This is a genomic window from Geobacillus sp. ZGt-1 (assembly GCF_001026865.1).
Classification (GTDB): Bacteria; Bacillota; Bacilli; order Bacillales; family Anoxybacillaceae; genus Geobacillus; species Geobacillus thermoleovorans.
Window position 1 is genome coordinate 115,292 of the sequence record NZ_LDPD01000025.1, and the last position, 10,949, is coordinate 126,240.

Annotated in this window: 11 protein-coding genes; 4 read left to right on the forward strand and 7 right to left on the reverse strand. The window is 53.8% G+C overall.

Annotated features, from left to right (window positions below):
• Positions 1-201: 201 nt before the first annotated feature.
• The 3 genes from hpaI to hpaB form a co-directional block, all read right to left on the reverse strand.
• Positions 202-1,143 carry a 2,4-dihydroxyhept-2-ene-1,7-dioic acid aldolase gene (gene hpaI / locus VU18_RS13245; protein ID WP_011232502.1) on the reverse strand — a complete coding sequence of 314 codons (942 nt, stop codon included), beginning with the start codon at positions 1,141-1,143 and terminating at the stop codon, positions 202-204.
• A 134-nt stretch (positions 1,144-1,277) separates the two neighbouring features.
• A complete protein-coding gene (gene hpaD / locus VU18_RS13250) occupies positions 1,278-2,261 on the reverse strand; it encodes a 3,4-dihydroxyphenylacetate 2,3-dioxygenase (protein WP_021321752.1) in 984 nt (327 codons plus the stop codon).
• A 42-nt stretch (positions 2,262-2,303) separates the two neighbouring features.
• Positions 2,304-3,782, reverse strand: a complete 1,479-nt coding sequence (hpaB, locus tag VU18_RS13255; RefSeq protein WP_021321751.1) for a 4-hydroxyphenylacetate 3-monooxygenase, oxygenase component — start codon at positions 3,780-3,782, stop codon at positions 2,304-2,306.
• Between the two features lie 156 nt (positions 3,783-3,938).
• Here hpaB and VU18_RS13260 point away from each other — a divergent pair, with 156 nt between their 5' ends.
• Complete coding sequence (locus VU18_RS13260) at positions 3,939-4,853, forward strand: LysR family transcriptional regulator (RefSeq protein ID WP_014196697.1); 915 nt, start codon at positions 3,939-3,941, stop codon at positions 4,851-4,853.
• Positions 4,854-4,961: 108 nt separating this feature from the next.
• On the opposite strand, the gene VU18_RS13265 is transcribed toward VU18_RS13260, so the two are convergent.
• From VU18_RS13265 to VU18_RS13280, 4 genes are all read right to left on the reverse strand, one after another.
• Positions 4,962-5,861 carry a manganese catalase family protein gene (locus tag VU18_RS13265; RefSeq protein WP_014196698.1) on the reverse strand — a complete coding sequence of 300 codons (900 nt, stop codon included), beginning with the start codon at positions 5,859-5,861 and terminating at the stop codon, positions 4,962-4,964.
• Between the two features lie 20 nt (positions 5,862-5,881).
• Complete coding sequence (locus tag VU18_RS13270; RefSeq protein WP_013144273.1) at positions 5,882-6,118, reverse strand: YuzF family protein; 237 nt, start codon at positions 6,116-6,118, stop codon at positions 5,882-5,884.
• Between the two features lie 144 nt (positions 6,119-6,262).
• The gene (locus VU18_RS13275; protein ID WP_014196699.1) at positions 6,263-7,633 is read right to left on the reverse strand and encodes a PepSY domain-containing protein; all 1,371 of its coding nucleotides are present in this window, start codon (positions 7,631-7,633) and stop codon (positions 6,263-6,265) included.
• Positions 7,634-7,758: 125 nt separating this feature from the next.
• A complete protein-coding gene (locus VU18_RS13280; protein WP_033026218.1) occupies positions 7,759-8,934 on the reverse strand; it encodes a response regulator transcription factor in 1,176 nt (391 codons plus the stop codon).
• A gap of 204 nt (positions 8,935-9,138) precedes the next feature.
• Here VU18_RS13280 and VU18_RS13285 point away from each other — a divergent pair, with 204 nt between their 5' ends.
• The 3 genes from VU18_RS13285 to VU18_RS13295 all read left to right on the forward strand — a co-directional run bounded on the left by VU18_RS13285 (position 9,139) and on the right by VU18_RS13295 (position 10,793).
• Entirely contained in the window at positions 9,139-9,729 is a 591-nt protein-coding gene (locus VU18_RS13285; RefSeq protein WP_015375775.1) for a DUF6230 family protein, read from the forward strand.
• Between the two features lie 21 nt (positions 9,730-9,750).
• The gene (locus VU18_RS13290) at positions 9,751-10,176 is read left to right on the forward strand and encodes a DUF6114 domain-containing protein (protein WP_033026220.1); all 426 of its coding nucleotides are present in this window, start codon (positions 9,751-9,753) and stop codon (positions 10,174-10,176) included.
• Between the two features lie 167 nt (positions 10,177-10,343).
• Positions 10,344-10,793 (forward strand): staygreen family protein, encoded by a 450-nt coding sequence (locus VU18_RS13295; RefSeq protein ID WP_033026222.1) that lies wholly within the window; start codon positions 10,344-10,346, stop codon positions 10,791-10,793.
• The last annotated feature ends 156 nt before the right edge of the window (positions 10,794-10,949 follow it).

Below are 10,949 nucleotides of genomic sequence, written 5' to 3' on the forward strand. Positions count from 1 at the left end.
AAACGATTTCGTTGCATCTAATATGCCTGTTGCCAGGCGTGTTGATGAACCAATCAAAATCAGTTGAGAAAGCACTGTTCCCGGCTTTTCTGCCGCCGTCGGCAAGCGGTTCGCTTGCCGACGGAGCGTGCAGCTGCATGGCGCTCTGTTTTCGGGAAGCAACGAATCATCAACACTCGTGACCGGTTGCACGCGCTTGTTTTATGTCGCTTTTTGCATTTCTTCGTCCTGCGTCTCTTCAGCCAGCAAGCCGTATTTGACGAGCGTGCGGCGGATTTGCTGCTGATGCTCTTCGCTTGGCAAATCGAGCGGCAGCCGGAGCTTCGGGGTGATTTTCCCCATCATCCCGAGCGCCGCTTTCACCGGACCTGGATTCGTTTCAATGAACAGCACATCATTGAGCTCCATCAGTTCAAAATGAAGATCTTGCGCCCGCTTGATGTCGCCTTCAAACCAAGCGTCGTGCAGCTCGGCCACTTTATGCGGCACGACGTTCGCCGTCGCGCTGATCGATCCGGCGCCGCCGATCGCCAGCATCGGATAGCACAAAAGCTCGATGCCGGAAAAGAGAAGGAAATCGCGCCCGCAATGCCACAACACCCGGTTGACATGCTCGAAGTCTTTGTTCGACTCTTTCACGCCGATAATGTTCGGACAATCTTCGGCCAGCCGCGCCAACGTTTTGACTTCCAAATTGACCGCCGTCCGCCCCGGAATGTTGTAGACGATGATCGGAATGTCGACCGCCTCGGCCACCGCCTTAAAATGTTTATACAGCGCCTGCTGGGACGGACGGTTGTAATACGGGACGATGACCATCGCGGCATCGGCCCCAATCTCTTGCGCAAATTTGGTCAGCTCGATCGTTTCCGCATGGTTGGTCGAGCCCGTCCCCGGCACGAACGGCACCCGACCCGCCACCGCTTTTTTCGCCGTTTCCATCACCTGTTTTCGCTCTTCAAGCGTCAGCGAGCTCGGCTCTCCCGACGTTCCCGTGACGGAAATGCCATGCGTGCCGCTTTCAATATGCCAATCGATGAGCGCGGCGAGCGCCGCAAAATCAACGTTTCCTTCCTCATCAAACGGCGTGACGACCGGCGCGATCGAGCCGCGCAGCCGTTCTTTCGCCTCGTGGTATGCCATCCCTTTGCCCCCTATTGACTTTATTTTTCTGAATCTTATTTATATTGTACACATTATCATATATGAAATCAACGATAAAATCATATATAATCTTGATCCCAAAAAACCGCGAGCAGAAAGGCGGCGGTCTTTTTCTAAATCAGGAAGGTCGGTTTCCGCTTCGCCAATGTCGGTTCGTTCGGCTCGATCGGCTGGCCGCTGTGAACGTCAAGGACGATGGACGCCTCTTCAAACCAGCTGTCCGGCGCCGCATGCCCCCAGAACGTTTGACGGCGCGGATCGTCCAAATCCCAGCGGATCGGCGGAAAATCGGGGTCGCTCGTCAAATAATCGCCGTTATACAGCTCAATTCGGTGGCCATCCGGGTCGCGCAAATAGACAAAGAAGGCGTTCGACAATCCGTGGCGGCCCGGCCCGCGTTCAATGTTCGGCGCATATCCGGCCGCCGCCAGCACATCGCACGCATGGATCAGGCTGAGCGGGTCCGGCAGCCAAAACCCGATATGGTGAAGGCGCGGCCCTTTTCCGTTCATCAGCGCCAAATCGTGGACGTTTTGCTTCCGGTGCAGCCATGCAGCCCAAAGTTTCCCATCCTCTGTTTCCGTATACTCCGAGCAGGCAAAGCCCAAACCATGGACATAAAAGTCGTACGCGTTCTTTACATCTCTAACCGCGCAGTTGAAATGATCGATGCGCTGCACGCGGGCGCCGCGGTGCAAGTCATACCGCTGCAAAAGCCGCTCTGTTTTCTCCATCTGGGCAAAAAACTCAAGCGGCAGCCCGGACGGATCTTGAACGCGAAATGCCCGACCGATGGCGTTTTGGCTTCCCGCTTCCAGCCATTTCGGCTGCAGCGTTTGCGCCGCAAACCATTCATAAAGCGCTTCCAATTCCTGCTCGGAACCGACTTTGTAGCCAAGCGCCTCGACCGCAGGGCGGGGCCCCTTTTTCAATAGAAGACTATGATGATGATATTCTTCCAGCCCCCGCAAATACAGATGGCTCTCATCCGCTTCCGTCACGACAAACCCAAGCACCCGTTCGTAAAAATCGCGGGCGGCGGCCAAATCGGTCACATGCAGCACCGCGCGGGCGCAGCGAATAATGGAAAATGTCATCATCCTTCTCCCCTTTCGAAAAATCCAACTCAATTTGCACTGTCACCGCTGGCTGTCGGAAGGAATGAACACGCTTTTGGCGCCGCGCAGAAATTCGCGTACAAACTGTTTATACGGCTCTTTTTCGTAGCCGTCAAAATACGCCATCCCCATCCGAACGGGATCTCCGAAAAAGTAATATTCGTAATGCGTCTGTCGGGCTCCGAACGCGCTCATCGTGAGATCCCAGGCGAGACGGAACAGCTGGACGCGTTCATAGCCGTCCACCGTCGCCCCTTGCATCGCGCGGCGGACGATATCTCCAATTTCTTCATGATGGAAATCGGCTTCAGTCGGAATCGCCATCAACCCCGATGCTCCTAAAATGCGGATGATCTCCGAAAGCCGTGGATAAATGCGCGGATACCAGTTGCGCGCGGCATCGAGCGCGGCAAAATCCGGCGTCATCGTTCCCCAGCGGTCTCGCTTCGCATTGTGCTCAGCCCGGTACAGGTGGCTCTTCATCGTCTCGAGGACGAGCATGATTTCCGCCCCTTTATCTTTCACATGCTGGAATTCGCCGATGCCGATTGCTTCGATCAGACAAAGCGTGACACCGAGCAAAAACTCCGTTTTGACGATGTTTTTCGCCACCACTTGATGGGACATATGAATGACCGCGTTCGTCTCACGGAACGTCCGGTTGCAAATCGATGAATTGCCGCAAACAAACACGCGCTCCCACGGCACAAACACGTTTTCAAACGAAACGATGGCATCGCCCTCTTCAAAGCGGGACGCCAGCGGATGGTCCCACGCACTCCGCCCGTAGTCAAACGCCTCGCGGCAAATGAACTTGACGCCCGGCGTATTGTTCGGAATGGCAAAGGCGAGCGCGTACGGGTCTTCACCAGCTGTCGATTTTTTCACGGTTGATGGAAACACTAAAATTTCGTCCGTAATCCCGCCTTGCGTCGCCAACAGACGGATGCCGCTGACGATGATCCCGTCTTTTCGCCGTTCCACCAAATGGAGCGGCACATCGGCATCGTTTTGTTCATGAAGCGCCTTGGCGCGATTCATTTGCGGATGGATGAGCGTGTGCGTCAAGCTGATGTCGTTTTCACGCGCGTACTCATAGTAGTTTTTCGCGTTTTCGGCAAACATCGGATCATCTTCGGCAAATAGATCATTGGCGACGCCCATGGCCATGACTTCCGCGTTTAAATAATCGGGAGAACGGCCCATCATCCCCGCCGACATACGCGCCCATTCTTGCGTCGCCTCGCGGCGGGCGATGAGCTCGTCAATGGTTGTCGGCTGAATGAACGTCATGCCGACGAACTGCCCGGTTGTCGGCGACCGGTACAACATTTTCTCCGGCTTTTCATATTGCCGGTCGTAAAGCGCCGCCATCGAACGGACGACGTTGCGGAACGCCGGATGAACAGTGACATCCTCAACTTTTTCCCCGTGGATGTACACGCTGCTTTTCGCCCGCTTGAGCCGCTCCATATACTCCTGACCTGTTTTGGCCGGCATTTTCATTCCCCCCGTTTTCACGTATAATAGATAAGGAAGCGCTATCATTCAGAATGTTCAAAATTAATATAACATATGATTTCATATATGAAAAATACAAAAATGATCAACCATCCTATACGAAAAAGATATGGAAGCAAGAGAGGAGTCACGGCCATGATCGATGTGAAGCAGCTGAAATACTTCGTCACGATTGCCGAAGAGGGGCAAATCACCAAAGCGGCGCAAAAGCTTCATATCGCCCAGCCGCCGCTCAGCCAGCAGCTGAAGCAGCTCGAAGAAGAGCTCGGCGTTCCTTTATTTGACCGGAAGGCGAAAAAAATGGAGCTCACCGCACCGGGCAAAGCGTTTTACGAAAAGGCGAAACGGCTGCTCGCCCAGCTGGATGACGCCGTAGCGGAAGTAAAAGAAATCGAAGAGGGAACGGCGGGAACGCTGTCGATCGGCTGCGTTAAATCGTGCTTTTACTATTTGGCCCAAGCCATCCGTCACTTCCATGAACAAGCCCCGAACGTGACCTTTCATCTCCGTGAAGGAGATACATTTTCCATTTGCCAGCTGCTTTACGAGCGGCACATTGACATCGGCATCGTCCGCCTGCCGATCGACTCGGCTGATTACGACGTCATCCGTCTGCCCGGCGAACGTTATGTCGGCGTGTTGCCGGCGCAATGGAAAACCGGCCAAACCGCGTTATGCATGCGCGATTTTGCGGATTGGCCGCTTCTCCTTCTCCACCGAGTGCACGGCGCCGGACAGTACGAGCGGGTCATCGAGGAATGCCGCCGCCATGGCTTTGAACCGAACGTTCTATGCGAATGCCCGGACGCGACCATATTGCTCTCCCTTGTCGCCCAAGGCCTCGGGGCCACCATTGTGCCGCAATCCACCGTAGCCTTGTTTCGCCTCCCTGGCATCAAGGTGCTGGAGATCATCGACTCTTCGATGACAGCGGAAGCCGCCGCCATCCTCGACCGACAACGGTATTTGCCGAAAAGCGCCCGAACATTCCTCGACGTGCTCCAAACCGTTGCCGCCCGCGCCGCCGGTGAACAACATGAAGAAAGATAGCGATTCCTCCAATCGTGGACGCTCAAGGGAAACGTCATGCCCTCGTTGCGCCGTCCTTTTTGTTCAATGACCTGCTTTTCAAAAAATGAGGCGCCGTTGGGCGCCTCATCACAACCCTGCCGACCGCTGCAGCCGCTTGGCGATTTCGAAAAAATCTTCGGCCGAAATCCCGGGGGCGAATTCTTCCGGCACTTCGTCCAAATCGGGGATCGCCCCCCCTTGGGGCGCTCCTTCGACCACCTCGAGCGGCTGTCCATCGCTTGGATGGGTTCCTTGCCAAATGCGGACGATTTCTTTGTAATAGCGATCGCTGAACGTATAAAGCCGGCGGTGGACGCCTTGATCCTCATACTTTCTCGCCTCGTCGAACACACGGTTATCCAACTTCGGGATCGGCAGCAGTTTCGTCACATCGACCCCCGTAGCCACTTCGATCGCTTTGGCGTACGCCAAAATATGAACGCCCCCGCGCACAAGCAAGTAGCCGATCATCTCGCGGGCGGTAGGGTGGTCCGTCATTTCATAGACGCGCATTTTATGCGTGCGCGCTCCGCATTCAAGGAAAAAGTTGTGAAGCAAATCCAAAATCAAGTTGCCGCTGTTGAACACGTACTCCCCCGTCCACGCCTTCCCCATCGAATCGCCGGGAAACGCCGTCTGCGCCGTCGCGATAAAATGATACGTATTGCGCTTGTCTTTCGCATCCTTCATCGGCGCTGTATCCGGATCACCTGGATGGGTGGAGCCGGTCAAGCAAAGGTTGATCGCATTGGACACGAGCTCCACATGGCCAAACTCTTCGGCGGTGATGCTCGCCACCAACTCGTAAAACGGGCGCAGCTTCTGTTTTTGCCGAAAATTGAATGACTGAAACAAATAATTGTTTAACGTCGACATTTCTCCGAAACGGCCGCCAAGCAGCTCCTGAACAGCGGCAGCCGCATTGGGGTCCGCGTATTTGGGCTTCGGCAATTCAATCGCCAGCCGGTCGATCCGCTGAAATACCACGACTCTTTTCCTCCTCTCCATTAATTGCTGAGGCGAACAGACACCACTTGCGCCAAGCGGATGTAATAAACCGCCTGATGCGCCGAGATGACGATATGGTCCGGCTTCACATCCCTCACAGTTCCTTGGATCGAACCGCGGACGGTTTCCACCACCACTTCTTTGCCGTTCAAAGCTTGGAAAGCGTGGTACACATACGGGTCAACCAGGGCAATGAGCTGCGGTGACGAAGCATGGGACGCGTAGGGCTGGTTCATTCTCATTTCCTCCCTTTTGATGCGCTGAAGAAGATTCCCTTTTTATCCATATGCCGCCCCATGCAGAACATGACAAAAAAACCCAACGTCGAGAAAAGAAAGCGGCCTGATGCTCAAGGACATTCAAGCCGCTTCCAAAGATGTTTACGCCGCTAGAAAGCGACGAATGCTCGGAATCTTTTGCACAACAAAACGATCAAACAGCCAAATTGCGGCGAGCGACAAAGCAAATAACGGCATCACAATTCCTGCAGCGATCATGCCGCCCCACACCGTTTTCGCCGCTTGAGGGTCTTTCACCCGCGCCGGAGCGCCGAAACCGTCTTTCGGCTTGCGCTTGCGCCACATGACAAAGCCGCTGACGCACAAAAACACAAGCCCGAGGCAAAAAACGAGATTGACGAGCTGATTGGCCAGCCCAAACAACCGCCCTTCATGGAACGCGATGCCAATCGTAATCGCTTTGGCCAATGCGCCGTAGTCGGAAAAGCGGACATCGCTCAGCACCCGTCCCGAATATTGGTCAATATGCAAGGTGGCGTTATCCCACGGCTTCGTCTTCGATGTCGCAACGGTAAACACCCCTTTCGGCCCTTGCGGCAGCGAAATGGTGAACGGCTTTTTCACCTTTTTCGCCTCCGCGATCGCATACACGTCATCGAGCGACAACGAAGTCGTGTTGTGTGTATGAACAGAAGGCACCGGCAGTTGCTCGGCCGCCCATGGCACGTCTTGCGCCACGTCTTTGGTGACCACTTTCGATTCCGGCTTCGGTCCGAAGCTGAACGCAAACGGCGGATACCCGGTGTTTGTCGCCGTCGCCACGCGGTTGATGACCTCCCCCATGACCCCTGTCCACGGCATCCCTGTCACAATGAGCAGCAAAATGCCGATGCTCAACCATATGCCTGTCACTGCATGCCAATCGCGCCAAGCCAACCGTTTTTTCGCCCGCCAGCGCGGCCAAAACGTCCCGAGAACAGAGAATGATTGCCGCGGCCACCAAAGATAGAGGCCCGTGGCCAACAAAATAAAGCCCCAACAAGCCGCCAGCTCTACAAAACGGTTGGCTGCCGTTCCGCCAATCAATAGCTCGCTGTGGATTTTTTTCGCGATTTCCGTCCAATTCTCATCCGCGCGCAATGCCCCTTGAATCTCCCCGGTATACGGATTGACAAAAGCAAACACCATTTCTCCTTTGTCCATCATCCCGATTTTCACGGTCCGATTCGCTTCTTTCTCAAGCGTCACAGAGACAACGGAATCATGCGGATATTTCTCCTTGACCCGTTCCGTCAGCTCAACGAGAGACAGCCTTTTTTCCCCTACCTTGTCCACCTCGTACAAATGGCCGTACAGAGCCGATTCGATCTGCGGCTTAAACAAATAGACGGCCCCGCTCAACGCCAAAATGATCAGAAACGGCGCAAAGATGATCCCGGCATAGAAATGCCACCTCCAGACCGCCGCATACATCGGCCGCTGTTTGTCCGCCGCCTTCACCGTTTGTTCCACAGTTTTCCCCCCTGCCATGTTTTCATGTTTTTCAGTAGGNAGTATAGAACAAAACTGTGTCCAAACGGTGAGCAATCGGCGAAAATGGTGTGAAATGAAACGGCCGGACAGACCGGTCCGCCTCATCATCCGATCAACCCAAGACGCAGCGCTTTTGCCACCGCTTCCGTCCGATTTTTCGCGTTGAGTTTCCTTAAGGCGCTGGAAATGTAGTCGCGCACCGTAAATTCGCTCAAATAAAGCTGACAGGCCGCTTCCAATGTCGAGGCTCCGTCGGCGAGCAGCTTCAAAATCTCGATTTCTCTTGGCGACAAGGATTCCGCCATCCCTTCCCATTCTTTTTTTGGCGCCTTGATCCATTTCAACAGCAACTCCCCCGCGCTTTGGCCAAATTTCATCAGCGCGGGAAACAGGCGGCGGTCAACGGCAAAGAAGCGGCCCGGTCCGCGGTCGAGAACGACGCCTCCAATCATCCGCCCTTCCGTCGGCACATACACCGGAACGATCACCAGTGAGGCCAAACCGAACAAATCCACATACAGGCGCGGAAACTGTTCGCTCGCCCTCGGCACATAAATCGGACGAAAATGTCGAAATTCATGCACTTCCGCTTTCAATTTCCCCACACTTTCTTTCAACATCGGAATGCTGTCCAATTCCACGCGCAAGCGCTGAATTTGCCCATTGTCCACGCCATGCCCGTGCAGACCGATGGCTGTGCTCTCCTGATTGACAAATTGAAACAGAGCGCAGCGGCTGAAAGGAAGAAAATAGGAAAAACCAAAACAAATATGCGCCGCCGATTCCTCAAACGTCTGCGCCCGCAAAATCCATTCGTTGAACAAAATGACGGCGTCTTTCCACAAGGATTCTTTTTTCCACGAGGAATCGCGGCCGATTTTGAATGATTGCTCATTCATTTCATACAACAACCATTCATTCCATTTGAAAAACAAATACCGCACGGCTGGGTGCAGCGTAGCAGCCGCTGACGCATGCGCCTTCAACACTTGATGAACCGTATTTTCCATTAAATTTAGGGAAAATATGACCATCTCCGGATGAAACGCCGCAATGCGTTCGAGATGCCTATTCGCTGGGTGTTCGCCCCCGTACGGGAGCAATCTTGCCTGAACGAATGCGCACAGCGTGGAAAACACCTCTTGAACCCGCGCATTCCGCTTGCCAAGCGCTTCGCCGATCCGCTTCCATTCCCGGTTCACTTCCCTTTCATACTGCCGCAAAATATCCGAAGCCTCTCTCAGCAGTCGAAACAAATGATTGTGCAATTCTGTTGACAAGGCAACGCCCCCCTTTTTTGGTCGACCGTGTTCCCTCACTATTGTATTTTCGCAACGCGTGCGTTGATTCCTTCTCCCCTCTGCGACGAAGACGGGAAAAAACCCTACAAATGTAGGGATTTTATTTTATTTGAATTATTTTAATATTTAATTAAATCTATATTTAAAGCGCTTTCAATTTATGTGAAGGGGAGGAGAATGTTCATGAATATGGCCAGCCAATCACTGATTGTAGGAGGGCACACGGCGAAAAAACCGTTGCTTCTCGCCTTGCTCGGAGGATTTTTTGCCCTCACTCTTATGTTGTCCGCCTTCGGGCTGACAGGCGTCGCCTATGCCGTACCAATCAGCGGGGTCGGCGAATTCACTGTTCAGTTTGACAAGCTAAACGGCAGCGGGTTTAAAATGTACGGCGGCGTGGCGGAAGCAGGCAATGCGCCGCAGACGCCGGTCTTCGTCAATGAAATGGATAAAGCGACGATTCAAGGTCTTCGGATTTCGAAAGACTTCCCGGCCTTGGGCATTCGCGTCGTCATTGTCGCGAGCGAGCCTGTCTCCATTGACGGCCTCGTGCAAAAAGCGACGCAAATCAACGGCAACATCTCCTTCGGCAGCTTGACGATGAAAGAAAGCTATGTCGGCGATACGAGCAACCCAGTCGAGAAAGCGGCCAAAGAATTCACACAAGGAGCCGACAGCATTACGATCGAAAACGGCGATATCAAAACCGTCTACTTATTCCAGCAAAAAGTGTCGCTGCCGGGCATGAAAGTGTACTTTGAAAAACTCAACTAATTTCAGTAAGGATGAGAAACATTGGGCATCATTCGTTCTAGCTGGCAGGCGTTCGGTCGCTGGCGGAAACGCCGCCCGTTTTGGGGGGCAACGTTTCTCTTGTTATCAAGCCTTGTGATTTTATGGGTTCCGATGCAGCTATACGAAATTTCTCTCGTTCCCGGAAGCATGGTGTTCGTCGGCTTTTTCCTTGGCGGCATGGTCATGTTGATGGGGATTCTTTCCTACGCCATGCCGCGGCTATCCACCTTGCTCGGCATCATCGGTATGTTCAGTGCCATTCTGTCGATCATGGGCGCCTTGGGCGGCTTCTTAGTCGGCACGATTCTCGGCATCATCGGCGGGGCGCTTTGCATCGCCTGGCGCCCGCAATGGGCCGAAGCCGACACTCCTGCCGCTCATCGTGAAGCAGCGGCAGACAAAGAGCCATCCGCCGCAACCGACTAACAGGCGCCGATCGCTCGGCCGAACGAAGCGAAAGATTCGCTCGTTCGGCCTTCTTTTTTATCTCTTTTTCCCGATCACGAATCCATTCATCATGAACAAACGAGGCGCATATTCATATTATGGGCCCATCATCGCTGCAGAACAAGATGAAAGAAGGAGGGACCGCCATGAAACACCTTTCTCCCGAGCGACTGCACGTCACCCAGACCGCTGGAATCACCCAGCTGTCACCAGTGAACGGCCGTCTGTACACCTTAACCCACTCGGACACGACTGGCGCCTTATTCCTCACCGTCTCCCGCGCATTTGTCACTGATCAGCTCACTTCTCAACGCGATGAAGTGCTCGGTGAATGGAAACAAGCCGGGCAACAGCTAGTATTGTTTCTCTATGTATTCATTGGCAACCGGCAAATGGGCCGGCAAGAAAATGCGCGCCGGGCGAACGTATTCAAGAAAGAATTGCCGTTGGCGCTCGAAGCCATTCGCTATGGCGACCGCGCTTTTTTTCACACGTACCCGTTTTGTGATTGGTGCCCGATTTTCATTCATTTCACTTTGGAATACCCGGAGCTCAACCGGACGGAATACTACGGCACCCCGTATTTGTACCGCTGACAACCACTTCGGTGATGGGGCTATGCATCGCCGCGTTTTTGGGCAGCCGACAAATCTCTTTCTGTTTCTCAAAACTGTATAAAAATATCGGGCCAACGGTATGCGCGCATTGTAAGAATTACCCTTAAGCATTGCGCTCAAAGTGAGTGCCACTCT

Bases quoted from the DNA above. Each gene is read 5' to 3' on its own strand.
- hpaI (WP_011232502.1), bottom strand. From the start codon at position 1,143: ATGGCATACCACGAGGCGAAAGAACGGCTGCGCGGCTCGATCGCGCCG.
- hpaD (WP_021321752.1), bottom strand. From the start codon at position 2,261: ATGACATTTTCCATTATTCGCTGCGCCCGCGCGGTGCTGCATGTGACC.
- hpaB (WP_021321751.1), bottom strand. From the start codon at position 3,782: ATGCCGGCCAAAACAGGTCAGGAGTATATGGAGCGGCTCAAGCGGGCG.
- VU18_RS13260 (WP_014196697.1), top strand. From the start codon at position 3,939: ATGATCGATGTGAAGCAGCTGAAATACTTCGTCACGATTGCCGAAGAG.
- VU18_RS13270 (WP_013144273.1), bottom strand. From the start codon at position 6,118: ATGAACCAGCCCTACGCGTCCCATGCTTCGTCACCGCAGCTCATTGCC.
- VU18_RS13285 (WP_015375775.1), top strand. From the start codon at position 9,139: ATGAATATGGCCAGCCAATCACTGATTGTAGGAGGGCACACGGCGAAA.
- VU18_RS13295 (WP_033026222.1), top strand. From the start codon at position 10,344: ATGAAACACCTTTCTCCCGAGCGACTGCACGTCACCCAGACCGCTGGA.